Raw genomic sequence first — 17,525 nt, forward strand, 5'->3', positions numbered from 1 at the left:
AGGTTAGCTGCGCAGTCCGCGCCCGCGCTGGATTAAATACCAGCACAGCAGGTAGAAGGCGACGATAAACACCACCAGCACCGCCACTGTGGTAAACAGCGGAACGTCAGTAATACCGAGGAAGCCGAAGCGGAACCCGCTGATCATGTAGACAATCGGGTTCAGGTGCGACAACGCCTGCCAGAACGGCGGCAGCAACGTCAGGGAGTAGAACACCCCACCCAGATAGGTCAGCGGGGTCAGGACAAAGGTCGGGATCAGGCTGATATCGTCAAACGTTTTGGCAAACACCGCGTTCAGCAGACCGGCAAGCGAGAACAGGATCGCCGTCAGCAGCAGCGTCAGCCCCACGAACAGCCAGGAGTGCACCTGGAACGGCACGAAGAATAAGGAGATAGCCGTCACCAGGATCCCGACGCACAGGCCGCGCGCCACGCCGCCGCCGACGTAGCCCGCGATGATCACATGCGTTGGTACCGGCGCCACCAGCAGCTCCTCAATGTTGCGCTGGAACTTAGCGCTAAAGAATGACGAAGCCACGTTGGCGTAGGCGTTGGTGATCACCGCCATCATGATCAAACCCGGAACGATAAACTGCATATAGGTAAAGCCGTGCATCTCACCAATGCGGGAACCAATCAGGTTACCGAAGATGATGAAATAGAGCGTCATGGTGATCACCGGTGGCACCAGGGTTTGTACCCAGATGCGCATAAAGCGGTTGATCTCTTTCGCCCAGATGCTTTTCAGCGCGACCCAATAAAGATGCGTCATGCCTTGTCTCCTTGTTTATCCTGCACCAGAGAGACAAACAGCTCTTCCAGTCGGTTCGCTTTGTTGCGCATACTTAAAACCTGAATGCCCTGGGCACTCAACTGGGAGAAGACGCTGTTGATGCCCTGCTCCCGCAATACTTCGACTTCCAGCGTGGAGGTATCGACCAGACGATACTGGTACCCTTCAAGCTTCGGCAGCGCGCTTTTTGCCGCCAGATCGAGAATGAACGTCTCTGATTTCAGCTTCGAGAGCAGATCCTTCATCGAGGTATTTTCCACCAGCTCACCGTTCTGAATGATGCCGATGTTGCGGCACAGCATTTCCGCCTCTTCAAGGTAGTGCGTCGTCAGAATAATGGTGGTGCCTTTGTCGTTGAGATCCTTCAGGAACCCCCACATTGAGCGACGCAGCTCAATATCTACCCCGGCGGTGGGCTCGTCGAGGATCAGCAGTTTCGGCTCATGCATCAGCGCACGAGCAATCATCAGACGGCGCTTCATGCCGCCAGACAACATACGCGCACGTTCGTTACGCTTTTCCCATAGATCGAGTTGTTTCAGGTACTTTTCACTGCGTGCTAACGCTTCTTTTCGCTCTACGCCGTAGTAGCCCGCCTGGTTGACGACGATCTGCTGCACCGTCTCAAACGGGTTGAAGTTAAACTCCTGCGGTACCAGACCAAGCTGACGTTTAGCGTTGACCACATCTTTTTGCAGATCGTAACCAAAGACGCTGACCCGGCCAGAGGTCTTATTGACCAGCGAACTGATAATGCCGATGGTCGTCGATTTCCCCGCGCCGTTCGGCCCCAGAAGCGCATAGAAATCCCCTGCCTCTACTTTGAGATCTATCCCGCGTAGCGCCTGAACGCCGCCCGGATAGGTTTTTTTAAGCTGCTCAAGCTCCAGTGCAATCGCCATGAATTAAACTTACCTTAGGTTCTGACACACGTTGTGTGGTTTCATTAAAAGTCGGGTTACCCTATAGTAGCGCAACGCAATCACTCGGTTACAGGTCGCTAACCTCCATGAACAACATAGATACACTCATCAGCAACAATGCACTATGGTCAAAAATGCTGGTGGAGGAAGACCCCGGATTTTTTGAAAAGCTTGCGCAAGCGCAGAATCCACGCTTTCTCTGGATTGGATGTTCCGACAGCCGTGTTCCGGCTGAGCGCCTGACGGGCCTTGAGCCCGGCGAACTGTTTGTTCACCGTAACGTTGCCAACCTGGTGATTCATACCGATCTCAACTGCCTGTCTGTGGTTCAGTACGCCGTTGATGTTCTGGAAGTCGAGCACATCATTATTTGCGGTCACTACGGCTGCGGTGGCGTGCAGGCGGCGGTCGAAAATCCGGAACTGGGGCTCATCGATAACTGGCTGCTGCACATCCGCGATATCTGGTTCAAACATAGCTCACTGCTGGGTGAAATGCCGCAGGAACGCCGGATGGACACGCTGTGTGAACTGAACGTGATGGAGCAGGTGTATAACCTGGGTCATTCAACGATCATGCAGTCAGCGTGGAAGCGCGGGCAGAAGGTCTCTATCCACGGCTGGGCATACGGTATTCATGACGGTCTGCTGCGTAACCTCGAAGTGACCGCCACCAACCGCGAAACGCTGGAACAGCGTTACCGTTCAGGAATTGCCAACCTTAAGCTTAAGCACGTGAACCATAAATAAAGCCGGGGGTTTTCTCCCTCTCCCTGTGGGAGAGGGCTGGAGTGAAGGCACCAGGCCGCACTACTCGTCCAGAAGCACAACCTTCCCAACATACGGCAGATGACGATAACGCTGCGCATAGTCAATGCCGTAACCGACGACGAATTCGTCCGGAATGGAGAAGCCCACAAACTCCACCGGCACCTGCACTTCACGGCGGTCTGGTTTATCCAGCAGAGTACAGATGGCCAGGGATTTCGGCTCACGCAGACTCAGGATCTCGCGCACTTTAGAAAGCGTGTTACCGGAGTCGATGATGTCTTCGACGATCAACACATCTTTGCCACGAATATCTTCATCCAGGTCTTTCAGGATTTTCACATCACGGGTTGTGGACATGCCGCTGCCGTAGCTGGAGGCGGTCATAAAATCGACCTCATGTGACACCTGCACTTCACGGCACAGATCTGCCATGAACATGAAAGAGCCACGCAACAGACCGACCAGCACCATTTCGCTGCCGCTGTCCTTGTAATGTTCGGTGATTTGACGACCCAGTTCGGCGATACGCGCTTTGATCTCGGCTTCCGGGATCATCACTTCAACAGTATGTTTCATATTACTAACCATATGATTTTAATGAAAATCTCTCAATGCGGATGAACGTTATTCCGGCATCGATACGCAAGCCAGCCATTATATCAGCAAATGGCTAAGCCTGGCGCATGAGTTATAAAAAGCAAATATTGTGATTCCGATCACACTTGTTAATACCTATAATTAGTTGCTAGCAAATTATTAACAAAAACTGACGAGTACACTTTCTATGGCTGAAACAAACTCTAAACAGCCGCGTCTACTGGTGACACTAACAGCGTTATTCGCCGCCTTCTGCGGCCTGTACCTGTTAATCGGTGGCGTCTGGCTGGTCGCAATCGGCGGCTCCTGGTACTACCCGATAGCGGGTCTGGTTATGCTTGGCGTAACCGTCCTGCTCTGGCGTAGAAAACAATCCGCACTGTGGCTCTATGCTGCATTACTCCTCGCCACCATGATCTGGGGCGTCTGGGAAGTCGGTTTCGACTTCTGGGCACTGACGCCGCGCAGTGACATTCTGGTCTTCTTCGGTATCTGGCTGATCCTGCCGTTCGTCTGGCGTCGCCTGATCGTGCCTTCCAGCGGTGCCGTTGCGGCGCTGGTGGTTGCGCTGCTCATCAGTGGCGGCATCCTGACCTGGGCCGGCTTTAACGACCCGCAGGAGATCAACGGAACGCTGAACGCAGAGTCAACCCCTGCTGCGGCTATCTCGCAGGTCGCGGACGGTGACTGGCCGGCGTATGGGCGTAACCAGGAAGGTCAGCGCTACTCCCCGCTGAAGCAAATCAACGCGGACAACGTGAAAAACCTGAAAGAAGCCTGGGTATTCCGTACCGGCGATCTGAAGATGCCGAACGATCCAGGTGAGCTGACCAACGAAGTGACGCCGATTAAAGTGGGCAACATGCTTTATCTGTGTACGGCGCACCAGCGTCTGTTCGCGCTCGACGCGGCCACCGGTAAAGAGAAATGGCACTTCGATCCGCAGCTGAACTCCAACCCGTCGTTCCAGCACATCACCTGCCGTGGCGTCTCTTACCACGAAGCGCGCGCGGACAATGCCAGCCCGGACGTCATTGCCGACTGTCCTCGCCGCATTATGCTGCCGGTGAACGATGGCCGCCTGTTCGCGATTAACGCCGAAACGGGCAAGCTGTGCGAAACCTTCGCCAACAAAGGTATCCTGAATCTGCAGACCAACATGCCGGACACCACGCCGGGTCTGTATGAACCCACCTCACCGCCCATCATCACAGATAAGACTATTGTGATTGCTGGTTCGGTCACGGATAACTTCTCCACCCGCGAAACCTCTGGCGTTATCCGTGGTTTCGACGTGAACACCGGTAAACTGCTGTGGGCCTTCGATCCGGGCGCGAAAGATCCTAACGCGATCCCGTCTGATGAACACACCTTTACCTTTAACTCGCCAAACTCCTGGGCACCGGCCGCGTATGACGCGAAGCTGGATCTGGTCTACCTGCCAATGGGCGTGACCACGCCTGATATCTGGGGCGGTAACCGTACCCCTGAGCAGGAACGTTATGCCAGCTCCATTCTGGCGCTGAACGCGACCACCGGTAAACTGGCCTGGAGTTACCAGACCGTACACCACGATCTGTGGGATATGGATATGCCGTCCCAGCCAACGCTGGCGGACATTACCGTTAACGGCAAAACCGTTCCGGTGATTTATGCTCCGGCGAAAACCGGTAACATCTTCGTCCTGGACCGTCGTAACGGCGAGCTGGTTGTGCCTGCACCGGAAAAACCGGTTCCTCAGGGCGCGGCAAAAGGCGATTACGTCACGAAAACGCAGCCGTTCTCTGACCTGAGCTTCCGTCCGAAGAAAGATCTCAGCGGGGCAGACATGTGGGGTGCCACCATGTTTGACCAGCTGGTATGCCGCGTGATGTTCCATCAGCTGCGCTATGAAGGCATCTTCACCCCGCCTTCTGAGCAGGGTACGCTGGTCTTCCCGGGTAACCTGGGGATGTTCGAATGGGGCGGGATCTCCGTTGACCCTAATCGTCAGGTGGCGATTGCCAACCCGATGGCGCTGCCGTTTGTCTCTAAACTGATCCCACGTGGTCCAGGTAACCCGATGGAGCAGCCAAAAGACGCGAAAGGCAGCGGTACCGAAGCCGGTATTCAGCCGCAGTATGGTGTACCGTTTGGCGTCACCCTGAATCCATTCCTGTCTCCGTTTGGTCTGCCGTGTAAACAGCCTGCCTGGGGATATATCTCCGGTCTGGATCTGAAAACCAACCAGATCGTGTGGAAAAAACGTATTGGTACCCCGCAGGACAGCATGCCGTTCCCGATGCCGGTTCCGGTGCCGTTCAACATGGGTATGCCAATGCTGGGTGGCCCAATCTCCACCGCCGGTAACGTGCTGTTCATCGCGGCAACCGCAGATAACTACCTGCGCGCGTACAACATGACCAACGGTGAGAAACTGTGGCAAGGCCGTCTGCCAGCCGGTGGACAGGCAACGCCGATGACCTATGAAGTGAATGGCAAGCAGTACGTTGTCATCTCTGCGGGCGGTCACGGTTCGTTTGGCACGAAGATGGGCGACTATATTGTCGCGTATGCGTTGCCGGACGACGCAAAATAAATGCAAAACGGCAACCTCGGTTGCCGTTTTTTATGTTTGTTCCCTCTCCCACAGGGAGAGGGCCAGGGTGAGGGCATCAGGCCGCGGGTGCCTAAACCGTGAAACCCAGCATCATCCCCGTATCTTCATGCTCCAGCAGATGGCAGTGCGCCATATAGGCAAACTCCTTCGGCGCAGCATGGTCAAACTTCACCAGCACCTCGCTGACGCCGCCTTCCACTCTCACTGTATCTTTCCAGCCCGCGCGATGCGCATCCGGCGCTTTGCCGTTCTCTGAAAGAATACGGAACTGGGTGCCGTGAATATGGAACGGATGCAGCATCATGTCGCCTTCGCCTGAAATCACCCAGCGCTCAAACTGCCCTTTTGTGGCAGCGAACATCGGCGTGTTCATGTCGAACGCCTGGCCGTTTATCATGTTGGCGTTGTGGAAATCAAACCCGTGACCGCCGTGATTCATGTTGCCCATTCCACCCATTTTGCCATGGTCCATATTCATATGGCCCATCATCTGCCCGTGGTGCATCCCCGCCATCGCCTGGTCGCCATATTTCTTCATCAGCGCCTGCATGCCCATCATATCGAGCATCGGATCCATCGAAAGCTGCAGTTTGCGCTGGGTTAGACCATCAAGCGACGGGAGGGCTGGCAAAGTGGTTAAGGTATCTGGCAGGATCCCGGATGCGGCGATCTGCAGAGGCTGAATGCGTAATACCGGATGAGGCTTATCAAATGGCGCAACGGCCATGCCCATCTGGCTGACCGGGAGCGTCACCAGGTCAAACGGCTTACCGTCGCTGATGTCCACCAGCACCTCAAAGCGCTCGCCCATCAGCATAGGGAGTTCCTGCACTTTGACCGGCTCAGGCAGCAGTCCACCGTCGCTCGCCACCACGTACAGCGGGCGTTTATCGCTGGCGGCAAAATTCAGCGAGCGCGCATTACATCCGTTGAGCAGACGTAACCGCAACCAGCCTTTTGGCGCGGCGTGCTGGGGGTAAATCGCGCCATTAGTCAGCGGCGTGTCGCCAAACCAGCCGACCGCCGCGCTCATCACATCGAGCTGATAATCAATCTGACCGTCTGCGGTAAATTTTTTGTCCTGCACAATAACCGGCACATCATCGATACCCCACTGTTTGGGCAGACGCAGCAGGCGGCTTTCGTCATCTTCAATCAGCACCAGGCCTGCCAGCCCCATTGCCACCTGATGACCTGTTTTGCCGTGCTGATGCGGGTGGAACCAGCAGGTCGCCGCCCGCTGCTCGGGGGTAAAAGTCACGGTGCGCTTCCCGCCCGCTTTAATAATCCCTTGCGGGCCGCCGTCAACCTCGCCCGGCACTTCCAGTCCGTGCCAGTGCAGCGTCGTCTCTTCTGCCAGCGTGTTGTGAATATCAACGGTGACGGCTTTCCCTCTGCGCAACTGCAGCGCCGGGCCAAGCAGATTGCCGTTATAGCCCCAGGTGGTGGCGTTATATTTGCCAAACGCCGTTTTACCGGACTGAACCACTAGCTGGATACGGCCACGGGCATCGGCGGTCAATAAATCAGGAATGGGTAAGGCAGGTCTGTCGGCCGCCAGAACCGCGCGACTCCACAGTGGTAATGCGCTGGCAACCCCCAACGCAACGGAATATTTTAGAAATTCACGACGTTGCATATTCATTTCCTTATTTCGTGCAGACGATCTTTTGAGCATAAACCCTCCCCTTACCGGAAGGTCAAGTAACGCGGCAATAATAAAGATCGTCGCACTGGCACCAAATATGCTAACGTTGATTTTCCGTGATGCAGTGGTAGAAGCAATGAAGACGTTTTTCAGGACAATTTTGTTCACCAGCCTGATGGCAATGTGTGCGAACAGCTATGCGCTCAGTGAAAATGAAGCGGAAGATATGGCCGATCTGACGGCAGTTTTTGTGTTCCTGAAAAATGATTGTGGCTACCAGAATTTACCCAACGGGCAAATTCGTCGCGCACTGGTCTTTTTTGCCCAGCAGAACCAATGGGATCTCAGCAACTACGACAGCTTTGACATGAAAGCGCTCGGTGAAGATAGCTACCGCGATTTAAGCGGTATCGGTATCCCTACGGCAAAAAAATGCAAAGCGCTGGCCCGCGATTCGCTTAGCCTGCTCGCCTACGTGAAATAACCTTCCCGACGCCTCTTGTTTCGCCTGGAACCGTGCAACCACGGTTATAGTTAGCTATCATGTTTCGCTCATTTTTCGTGAGTGTAACGGATGTTAACGAAGGAGGAGTCCGCGTATGGCCGACCACACGTTGTGGCATGAAACACTGCATGACCAGTTTGGTCAGTACTTTGCCGTTGATAACGTGCTTTATCATGAGAAAACCGATCATCAGGATCTGATCATCTTCGAGAATGCCGCTTTTGGCCGCGTAATGGCGCTGGACGGCGTGGTGCAAACCACCGAGCGGGATGAGTTTATCTATCATGAGATGATGACCCACGTCCCGCTGCTGGCGCATGGGCACGCAAAACACGTGCTGATTATCGGCGGTGGTGACGGGGCGATGCTGCGCGAAGTCTCCCGCCACCAGTCCATTGAAAGCATCACCATGGTGGAGATCGATGCGGGCGTGGTCTCATTCTGTCGTCAGTACCTGCCCAACCATAATGCGGGTAGCTACGACGATCCGCGCTTTAAGCTGGTGATTGACGATGGCGTGAACTTCGTCAACCAGACGACCCAGACGTTTGACGTCATTATCTCTGACTGTACCGACCCTATCGGCCCCGGCGCGTCGCTGTTTACCTCGTCGTTCTACGAAGGTTGCAAGCGTTGCCTGAACCCTGGCGGTATCTTTGTGGCGCAAAATGGCGTCTGCTTCCTGCAGCAGGATGAAGCGCTCGACAGCCACCGCAAACTGAGCACCTATTTTGGCGATGTCAGCTTCTATCAGGCTGCCATTCCGACCTACTACGGCGGGATCATGACCTTTGCATGGGCGACGGATAACGATGTCCTGCGCCATCTGTCCACGGAAATTATCCAGGCGCGCTTCCATCAGGCGGGTCTCCAGTGCCGTTACTACAATCCCGCGGTTCATACCGCAGCCTTTGCCTTGCCGCAGTACCTGCAAGATGCACTGTCCTCCCAGGGGGTGAACTAATTGAAAAAGCTTAAACTGCATGGCTTTAACAACCTGACCAAAAGCCTGAGTTTTTGTATTTACGATATCTGCTACGCCAAAACAGCGGAAGAGCGCGATGGCTACATCGCCTATATCGATGAACTCTACAATGCCAACCGACTGACCGAGATCCTGTCGGAAACCTGTTCCATTATCGGCGCTAATATCCTGAACATCGCCCGCCAGGATTATGAACCCCAGGGCGCCAGCGTGACCATTCTGGTCAGCGAAGAGCCGGTCGACCCAAAACTAATCGATAAAACCGAGCATCCAGGCCCGCTGCCGGAAGTGGTTGTCGCGCATCTCGATAAAAGCCATATCTGCGTACATACCTACCCGGAAAGCCACCCGGAAGGCGGACTGTGTACGTTCCGCGCTGATATCGAAGTATCCACCTGCGGCGTGATCTCGCCGTTAAATGCGCTGAACTATTTAATCCACCAGCTGGAATCCGATATCGTTACCATTGATTATCGTGTGCGTGGTTTCACGCGTGATATCAACGGCATGAAGCACTTTATCGATCACGAGATCAACTCCATTCAGAACTTTATGTCCGAGGACATGAAATCGCTGTACGACATGATGGACGTGAACGTGTACCAGGAGAACATCTTCCACACCAAGATGCTGCTTAAGGAGTTTGACCTTAAGCACTACATGTTCCACACAAAGCCAGAAGATTTAAGCGAAGAAGAGCGCAAGGTCATTACCGACCTGCTCTGGAAAGAGATGCGCGAAATCTACTACGGCCGCAATATTCCGGCCGTGTAAGACGCGCGAGGAGCAAGGACGCTCCCGTGTGCTATTTCTGTTTCATGAACGCCCGGTACGCCGCCACGACCTGCAGAAAGTCCTCCACGCCGCACAGCGACAGGCTCTCTTCGTCGTAGTAGCTCATCCCCTCTTCCATCTCGTCGCCCGAGAATTCCAGCTGGTTGGCTCGCACCATCACCTCTTCGCCATCCATCCACAGCGTGTATTCATGACCCGCGCGTTGCCAGGAGCGTTCACTGCCTTTCACCGTATTCGCCGCCTGTTCAACTTCATCAAGAAGCGCGAGATTTTCTTTCACCTCTTCGTTAAACCAGTGTCCAACGGCTTCGTGGCCCATCGACATACGCACTTTCACCACCCCGGTGATGTCGCGCAGAAATTCGTAATCCATAGTATTTTCCTCTGCAAAGCCATTACGGTAATTATCGCAGCAGAGAGGAAGAAAAAAAGCGTGTGAGGCGGGAGGAATGAAAATAAAAAGGTGAGAGCAAGACCCTGCGGCCTGATGCCCTCACCCCGTCCCTCTCCCACGGGAGAGGGTGCAAACACTAAAAACCTTCTCGTAGAGACGGTTTTGCTTTTATACCGCCGTCTGGAAGATCACCCCGTCAGCTTTCTCGGTGTACTGAGAGAGCTGGTCGAAGTTCAGATAGCGATAGGTATCCACCGCTGTCTTATCAACCTGAGCCACAAAGGTCTGGTACTCTTCCGGCGTTGGCAGTTTGCCAATCAGTGCCGCAACCGCTGCCAGCTCAGCAGACGCCAGGTAGACGTTAGCACCGGTACCTAAACGGTTCGGGAAGTTACGGGTAGAGGTGGAGACCACCGTCGCACCGTCTGCCACGCGCGCCTGGTTACCCATACACAGGGAACAGCCAGGGATTTCGATACGCGCACCGCTCTTACCAAACACGCTGTAATAGCCCTCTTCGGTCAGCTGTGCCGCATCCATACGGGTTGGCGGTGCCACCCACAGGCGGGTCGGCAGCTGGCCTTTGTGAGTATCCAGCAGTTTACCGGCAGCACGGAAGTGGCCGATGTTGGTCATACAGGAACCGATGAACACTTCGTCGATCTTATCGCCCTGCACGTCAGACAGCAGACGCGCATCGTCAGGATCGTTCGGTGCACAGAGAATTGGCTCTTTAATGTCTGCCAGATCGATGTCGATCACCGCCGCATATTCTGCGTCAGCATCGGCTTCCAGCAGTTGCGGATCCGCCAGCCATTTCTCCATCCCCTGAATACGACGCTCCAGCGTACGACGGTCGCCGTAGCCTTCCGCAATCATCCACTTCAGCAGGACAATGTTAGAGTTCAGATACTCAATGATCGGCTCTTTGTTCAGCTTGATGGTACAACCCGCAGCGGAACGCTCTGCAGACGCATCGGTCAGCTCGAACGCCTGCTCAACTTTGAGATCCGGCAGCCCTTCAATTTCCAGAATGCGGCCAGAGAAGATGTTTTTCTTACCTTTCTTCTCAACGGTCAGCAGGCCCTGTTTGATGGCATACAGCGGGATAGCGTGAACCAGGTCGCGCAGGGTGATACCCGGCTGCATTTTACCTTTGAAGCGCACCAGTACCGATTCCGGCATATCCAGCGGCATCACGCCGGTCGCTGCGGCAAACGCCACCAGACCGGAGCCAGCCGGGAAGGAGATACCAATCGGGAAACGGGTATGGGAGTCACCGCCGGTACCGACGGTATCCGGCAGCAGCATACGGTTCAGCCAGGAGTGGATAACGCCGTCGCCCGGACGCAGGGAGACGCCGCCACGGTTCATGATGAAGTCTGGCAGCGTGTGGTGCGTGGTTACGTCAACCGGCTTCGGATAGGCCGCCGTGTGACAGAAGGACTGCATGACCAGGTCAGACGAGAAGCCCAGGCACGCCAGGTCTTTCAGTTCGTCACGGGTCATTGGGCCTGTGGTGTCCTGAGAACCCACGGAGGTCATCTTCGGCTCGCAGTAAGCCCCCGGACGGACGCCGGCTACGCCGCACGCGCGGCCAACCATTTTCTGCGCCAGCGAGAAGCCACGATTGCTTTCTGCGACGTCTTTCGCATGACGGAACACGTCTGAGTGCGGCAGACCCAGCGCTTCACGCGCTTTGGTGGTCAGGCCACGACCGATGATCAGCGGGATACGGCCACCGGCACGCACTTCGTCGATCAGCACGTCGGTTTTCAGCTCGAAGCTCGCCAGCAGTTCGTTGGTGTCGTGGTTACGGACTTCACCTTTGTATGGGTAAACGTCAATCACGTCGCCCATGTTCAGGTTAGACACATCCACTTCGATTGGCAGTGCGCCAGCATCTTCCATGGTGTTGAAGAAGATTGGGGCAATCTTACCGCCCAGGCACAGACCGCCGCCGCGTTTGTTCGGCACATGCGGAATGTCGTCACCCATAAACCACAGGACGGAGTTGGTTGCGGATTTACGGGAAGAACCGGTACCGACAACGTCACCGACGTATGCCAGCGGGAAGCCTTTTTTCTGCAACGCTTCGATCTGTTTGATCGGGCCGACAACGCCAGGCTGATCCGGCTCAATGCCTTCACGGGCGTTTTTCAGCATCGCGAGGGCGTGCAGCGGGATATCCGGACGAGACCATGCATCCGGTGCCGGAGAGAGGTCATCGGTGTTGGTTTCACCGGTAACTTTGAATACGGTAACGGTAATTTTTTCAGCCAGCGCAGGACGGTTCAGGAACCATTCGGCATCGGCCCAGGACTGCATCACCTGCTTCGCATAGACGTTGCCTGCTTTGGCTTTTTCTTCCACATCGTAGAAGTTATCGAACATCAGCAGCGTTGAAGAGAGCGCTTTAGCGGCAATTGGGGCCAGCGTGTCGTTATCCAGCGTGTCAATCAGCGGATGAATGTTATAACCACCCTGCATGGTGCCGAGCAGTTCAATGGCTTTTTCAGGAGTAACCAGTGGGGAGGTGGCTTCGCCTTTGGCGATAGCAGCAAGGAATCCGGCTTTTACGTAGGCAGCTTCATCTACGCCAGGCGGTACGCGGTTGATCAGCAGATCTAACAGGAATTCTTCTTCGCCCTTAGGCGGGTTCTTCAGCAGCTCGACGAGCGCGGCCATTTGGGTTGCATCTAACGGTTTGGGTACAATTCCCTCGGCGGCACGTTCTGCTACGTGCTTACGGTATTCTTCTAGCACGACGGTTCTCCTCGCTCTCATTGTCATATGCGGCGGGCGTTCCCTTCACGCTCCTGTGAGACAGCAGTTTGTAGGGTAAATGCCCGATACCGCGTCGGGCAGCATAGCAGGATTTCTGCACAGTGTTAATCCGTTTACAAAAAAGCAACATTAAAAAATTTGCTGAATCGTTAAGCATGGTGTAGAGGGCTGACGGGGGGAATTTTGGCAACAAAAAAACCGCCTGAAAGCGGTTTATTTGTTGCCTTGCGGTGGTAGCACACCGGGTTGGCAGATTTGCGGCAATCCCAACGCGATGAATTTTGCATCACAACCCGCTGGCTTGCAAGCCATCATGTCAGTTTTGCGTAGCGTCTTCCTGTTTCGAATGAAAACCCTTTTAACTTCATTTTTAGCCTTCTGAATTACTACCGAGTCGATTACTCTTCTCCACGGCCTGCTTCGCTGGTGTAGCAACCAGTCACCGGGCCCGGAAGCAGTTCCGTAACCTACGCGGCAATCCCAATTTGCCTGGTTCTGCCTTTCCCGGTGAAGAATGAACCCGCGTAGCCTGTAAAGCAACGCACGCAATGGAGATGCGAATCACTGCGCTGATCGTTGCGCTCGGTTTACTGCTTACGGCACTGCACGGTGGCTGGAACATATCCGACATCACGGTGCTGTTTGTTGTCAACCTCGGCAACTAGCTGCTGGCCGCTCGCAAGAGCGGCCTTCTGAAATCCCAGCGGCTTTTCAGCTATCACATATAATTGTGTAATAAATACTCACACTCTTTATCCGGACGTACCGGCAGCTCCCCAACAAAAGTCAAAACAGTAAAAGGCGAGTGAATAATACTCACGCCAACCGTAACGCCTCACGGCACAGCGCTTGTCTCGTTGGAGTCATTTTATGAAGTTGCCCTTTAAACCCCATCTGCTTGTTCTTCTGTGCAGTGCCGGGCTGTTTGCCGCCTCAGGCGTCATGTTTGTCAAAAGTCGGGCGACAGAGCCTGCCGTCCCCGCTCCCGTCGCACAACAACCGGTAACCCCCGCAGCAGCGCAACCCGCCCCCGTCGTCGCTCCAGCCTATACGGCTGCGCAAATCGATCAGTGGGTTGCTCCCATCGCGCTCTATCCGGATGCCCTGCTGTCACAAATTTTAATGGCCTCGACCTACCCGGCCAACGTCATCCAGGCGGCGCAGTGGTCCAAAGACAACCCTAAAATGGAAGGAGACGCCGCTATTCAGGCCGTTGCCAGCCAGCCCTGGGATCCCAGCGTAAAATCACTGGTCGCGTTTCCTCAACTGATGTCGCTGATGGGTGAAAACCCGCCGTGGGTACAAAATCTGGGGGATGCGTTTCTCGCGCAACCGAAAGATGTCATGGATTCCGTCCAACGCCTGCGCGCGCTGGCACAAAAGACCGGCGCCTTACAATCAACGCCTCAGCAGACGGTCACCACCGTGACAAAACCTGCCCCGGCCAAATCGGCCACCAGCGAATCGACGACTTCCACCACGCCTGCCCCGACGGTGATCAAAATTGAATCCGCGGATCCGCAGGTCGTTTACGTCCCCACCTATAACCCCAATACCGTCTACGGTACCTGGCCAAACACTGCCTACCCGCCAACCTATCTTCCTCCTTCTCCGGGAGAGCAGTTTACGGACAGTCTGGTTAAAGGCTTAGGCTTCAGCCTGGGCGTGGCGACAACCTACGCCATCTTCAGCAACATCGACTGGGATGATGACGACGACTGGGACCACCATCATGACGATGACTGGAATCACGGCGGCTATAACCGCAACGGTGATAACAATATCAATATCAACGTTGAGAACTTCAATAAAATCAGTGGCCAACGCCTGACGGATGCCAACCGCACCTGGCAGCATAACCCGGCATATCGGGAAGGTGTGCCCTACCCCACCAGCCAGCTCAATAACCGCTTCCATTCCACTGACATGGTAACGGGGCTCAGTTCTACGCAGCAAAAACCGGTTAACCGCGACAGCCAGCGTCAGGCGGCCCTGAGCCAGATGGAGAAATCGACGGGTAAAACCTTCCCACAAACCGCGCGTCCGGGAACCAAAGATGCACAGCGCCAGGCTTCAGGCGAACAGCTGAAGCAGATATCCCAGCGCAACAACTACCGTGGCTACGACACCAGATCGCAAACGGCAAAGCGAACCACCTCGCAGCAGCGTGATAATCGCCATGCCGTAACCCAGCGACAGGAGAAACGGATCGCGCAGCCTGCTCAGCAACGCCATATCCCGCAGCGAACCAGCCAGCCTCGCGCGAATGCGCTGAGCGGTAACGACAGCCGCTCTGCCAACTGGCAAGCCCAGCAGCAAAGGGGTACGCAAAGCAGACAACTGGCTGCCCGTCATCAGCAGCCGCGTCAGGCCCCTGCCGGACGTGCTGAACACCGTGAATTCCGTCATCGTTAAGGGAGCCAACATGAAAACGAATCTTGTCTGTGGAATGGTGTTGTTCATGATGTCCGCCGCTGCGATGGCACAGCAATCCTTCAGCACGCCCGCTCAGGCGACCGATGCGCTGGCGCAGGCCATCAGTGAACAGAATGAAACGGCGATGAACAATCTGCTTGGAGAGAACTGGCGCGATTTTTTGCCGCCTGAAGGGGTCGATCCTGATGCCGTCGATCGTTTCCTGCGTGACTGGAAGGTGCGGCACAACACGGTTATCGACGGTAATACGGCGCATCTGGTTGTCGGAAATAACGACTGGCAGCTGCCCATCCCGGTTGTCAAAACCGCTGCCGGATGGCAATTCGATATCAAGGAGGGCGCCGAGGAGATCCTGACCCGCGAGATCGGGCGTAACGAGCTTGCCGCCATCGAAGCATTACATGCCTATGTGGATGCCCAGCAGAGCTATTTCGCCATGAATCAAAAATACGCGCAGAAAATTGTCAGCTCTGAAGGGAAAAAAGATGGTCTCTACTGGCCCGTTTCGCCGGGTGAAGCCCCCAGCCCGCTGGGGCCGGCCTTCAGCCCCAAAGAGCCCGGTGCAGGCTATCACGGCTATCGGTTCCGTATCCTGCCTGATGAGAAAGGCTTTGCGATGGTGGCATGGCCCGTCAGCTATGGTCAGACCGGCGTCATGAGCTTTGTGATAAACCAGGATGACAAGGTGTACCAGGCCGATCTCGGCAATGATTCTGAGCAGAAAGCCCGGGCGTTAACTGCTTATAACCCGGATAAAACCTGGCAGCCTGTGGCTCCCTGAATCCAGCACATAAAAAAAGCGGCCAGAGGCCGCTTTTTTTGTCTGAAGAAACTTATTTCTTCTTCGCTTTCGCGTTTGGCAGGTCGGTGATGCTACCTTCAAACACTTCTGCCGCCAGGCCCACGGACTCGTGCAGAGTCGGGTGAGCGTGGATGGTCAGCGCGATGTCTTCTGCGTCGCAACCCATTTCGATCGCCAGACCGATTTCACCCAGCAGCTCGCCGCCATTGGTACCGACAATCGCACCACCGATAACGCGGTGGGTCTCTTTGTCGAAGATCAGTTTGGTCATACCGTCTGCGCAGTCGGAAGCGATAGCACGGCCAGAAGCAGCCCACGGGAAGGTGGCGGTTTCGTAGCTGATGCCTTTCTCTTTCGCTTCTTTCTCGGTCAGACCTACCCATGCCACTTCTGGCTCGGTGTACGCGATAGATGGGATCACTTTCGGATCGAAGTAGTGTTTCATGCCGGCGATAACTTCAGCGGCAACGTGACCTTCGTGAACACCTTTGTGCGCCAGCATTGGCTGACCAACGATATCGCCGATAGCAAAGATGTGCGGCACGTTAGTGCGCAGCTGTTTGTCAACGCGGATGAAGCCACGGTCGTCCACTTCCACGCCAGCTTTGCCCGCGTCGAGGTTTTTACCGTTCGGCACACGGCCGATCGCCACCAGCACGGCGTCGTAACGCTGTGGTTCGGATGGCGCTTTTTTACCTTCCATGGAAACGTAAATACCGTCTTCTTTCGCTTCAACGGCAGTCACTTTGGTTTCCAGCATCAGGTTGAATTTCTTGCTGATACGCTTGGTGAAGACTTTAACGATGTCTTTATCCGCAGCCGGGATAACCTGGTCGAACATTTCAACCACGTCAATATCGGAACCCAGTGCATGGTACACGGTACCCATTTCCAGACCGATGATACCGCCGCCCATAACCAGCAGGCGTTTTGGAACGGTTTTCAGTTCCAGGGCATCGGTGGAATCCCACACGCGTGGATCTTCATGTGGAATGAATGGCAGTTCGATAGGACGAGAGCCCGCCGCGATGATCGCGTTGTCGAAGTTGATTACGGTTTTGCCGTTTTCGCCTTCCACTTCCAGGGTGTTCGCACCGGTGAATTTACCCAGACCGTTAACCACTTTCACTTTACGGCCTTTCGCCATACCCGCCAGACCACCGGTCAGCTGAGTGATAACTTTCTCTTTCCAGGTACGGATTTTGTCGATATCGGTTTTCGGCTCGCCGAAGACGATACCGTGTTCAGCCAGCGCTTTGGCTTCTTCGATAACTTTCGCGACGTGCAGCAGCGCTTTAGAAGGGATACAACCTACGTTCAGACAAACACCGCCGAGGGTGTTGTAACGTTCTACGATGACGGTTTCCAGACCTAAATCAGCGCAACGGAAGGCTGCAGAGTAACCTGCGGGACCTGCCCCAAGTACCACGACCTGAGTTTTGATTTCAGTACTCATCATGACCTCTTATTGATTTCCGGCGGTCCAGGT

Annotated in this window: 14 protein-coding genes; 7 read left to right on the forward strand and 7 right to left on the reverse strand. The window is 55.0% G+C overall.

Features of this window, described 5'->3' with window-relative positions; genetic code table 11:
* Positions 1-3: 3 nt before the first annotated feature.
* Positions 4-774 carry an ABC transporter permease gene (locus NQ842_RS20220; protein ID WP_013095617.1) on the reverse strand — a complete coding sequence of 257 codons (771 nt, stop codon included), beginning with the start codon at positions 772-774 and terminating at the stop codon, positions 4-6.
* The gene (locus tag NQ842_RS20225; RefSeq protein WP_047360401.1) at positions 771-1,697 is read right to left on the reverse strand and encodes an ABC transporter ATP-binding protein; all 927 of its coding nucleotides are present in this window, start codon (positions 1,695-1,697) and stop codon (positions 771-773) included. The genes NQ842_RS20220 and NQ842_RS20225 overlap by 4 nt, the downstream gene beginning before the upstream one ends.
* Before the next feature lie 107 nt (positions 1,698-1,804).
* On the opposite strand from NQ842_RS20225, the gene can reads away from it, so the two are divergent.
* Positions 1,805-2,467 (forward strand): carbonate dehydratase, encoded by a 663-nt coding sequence (gene can / locus NQ842_RS20230; protein ID WP_014830678.1) that lies wholly within the window; start codon positions 1,805-1,807, stop codon positions 2,465-2,467.
* Between the two features lie 60 nt (positions 2,468-2,527).
* Here can and hpt read toward each other — a convergent pair whose 3' ends face one another.
* Complete coding sequence (gene hpt / locus NQ842_RS20235; protein ID WP_013095614.1) at positions 2,528-3,064, reverse strand: hypoxanthine phosphoribosyltransferase; 537 nt, start codon at positions 3,062-3,064, stop codon at positions 2,528-2,530.
* Between the two features lie 208 nt (positions 3,065-3,272).
* On the opposite strand from hpt, the gene NQ842_RS20240 reads away from it, so the two are divergent.
* On the forward strand, positions 3,273-5,663 hold the full coding sequence (locus NQ842_RS20240) for a glucose/quinate/shikimate family membrane-bound PQQ-dependent dehydrogenase (protein ID WP_046889312.1): 2,391 nt from the start codon (positions 3,273-3,275) through the stop codon (positions 5,661-5,663).
* A gap of 91 nt (positions 5,664-5,754) precedes the next feature.
* On the opposite strand, the gene cueO is transcribed toward NQ842_RS20240, so the two are convergent.
* Positions 5,755-7,323, reverse strand: a complete 1,569-nt coding sequence (cueO, locus tag NQ842_RS20245; RefSeq protein WP_257256250.1) for a multicopper oxidase CueO — start codon at positions 7,321-7,323, stop codon at positions 5,755-5,757.
* Between the two features lie 145 nt (positions 7,324-7,468).
* Here cueO and NQ842_RS20250 point away from each other — a divergent pair, with 145 nt between their 5' ends.
* The 3 genes from NQ842_RS20250 to speD all read left to right on the forward strand — a co-directional run bounded on the left by NQ842_RS20250 (position 7,469) and on the right by speD (position 9,596).
* On the forward strand, positions 7,469-7,816 hold the full coding sequence (locus NQ842_RS20250) for a YacC family pilotin-like protein (RefSeq protein WP_014830675.1): 348 nt from the start codon (positions 7,469-7,471) through the stop codon (positions 7,814-7,816).
* A gap of 115 nt (positions 7,817-7,931) precedes the next feature.
* The gene (gene speE / locus NQ842_RS20255; protein ID WP_257256251.1) at positions 7,932-8,801 is read left to right on the forward strand and encodes a polyamine aminopropyltransferase; all 870 of its coding nucleotides are present in this window, start codon (positions 7,932-7,934) and stop codon (positions 8,799-8,801) included.
* On the forward strand, positions 8,802-9,596 hold the full coding sequence (gene speD, locus NQ842_RS20260; protein WP_013095609.1) for an adenosylmethionine decarboxylase: 795 nt from the start codon (positions 8,802-8,804) through the stop codon (positions 9,594-9,596).
* A 31-nt stretch (positions 9,597-9,627) separates the two neighbouring features.
* Here the strand turns inward: speD and yacL are convergent, their stop codons facing one another.
* Both yacL and acnB read right to left on the reverse strand, forming a co-directional pair.
* Positions 9,628-9,990, reverse strand: coding sequence for a protein YacL (gene yacL, locus NQ842_RS20265; RefSeq protein WP_014830673.1), 363 nt, complete (start codon positions 9,988-9,990; stop codon positions 9,628-9,630).
* A 189-nt stretch (positions 9,991-10,179) separates the two neighbouring features.
* Complete coding sequence (gene acnB, locus NQ842_RS20270; protein ID WP_257256252.1) at positions 10,180-12,777, reverse strand: bifunctional aconitate hydratase 2/2-methylisocitrate dehydratase; 2,598 nt, start codon at positions 12,775-12,777, stop codon at positions 10,180-10,182.
* Positions 12,778-13,668: 891 nt separating this feature from the next.
* Between acnB and NQ842_RS20275 the strand changes: the two genes are divergently transcribed.
* Together NQ842_RS20275 and NQ842_RS20280 are read left to right on the forward strand one after the other, a co-directional pair.
* Positions 13,669-15,213 (forward strand): DUF3300 domain-containing protein, encoded by a 1,545-nt coding sequence (locus NQ842_RS20275; protein ID WP_257256253.1) that lies wholly within the window; start codon positions 13,669-13,671, stop codon positions 15,211-15,213.
* Between the two features lie 10 nt (positions 15,214-15,223).
* A complete protein-coding gene (locus NQ842_RS20280) occupies positions 15,224-16,015 on the forward strand; it encodes a DUF2950 family protein (protein ID WP_248060478.1) in 792 nt (263 codons plus the stop codon).
* A 52-nt stretch (positions 16,016-16,067) separates the two neighbouring features.
* Here NQ842_RS20280 and lpdA read toward each other — a convergent pair whose 3' ends face one another.
* A complete protein-coding gene (gene lpdA, locus NQ842_RS20285; protein WP_014830669.1) occupies positions 16,068-17,492 on the reverse strand; it encodes a dihydrolipoyl dehydrogenase in 1,425 nt (474 codons plus the stop codon).
* Positions 17,493-17,525 lie beyond the last annotated feature (33 nt).

The organism is Enterobacter cloacae complex sp. R_G8, assembly GCF_024599795.1.
GTDB classification, from domain to species: domain Bacteria; phylum Pseudomonadota; class Gammaproteobacteria; order Enterobacterales; family Enterobacteriaceae; genus Enterobacter; species Enterobacter dissolvens.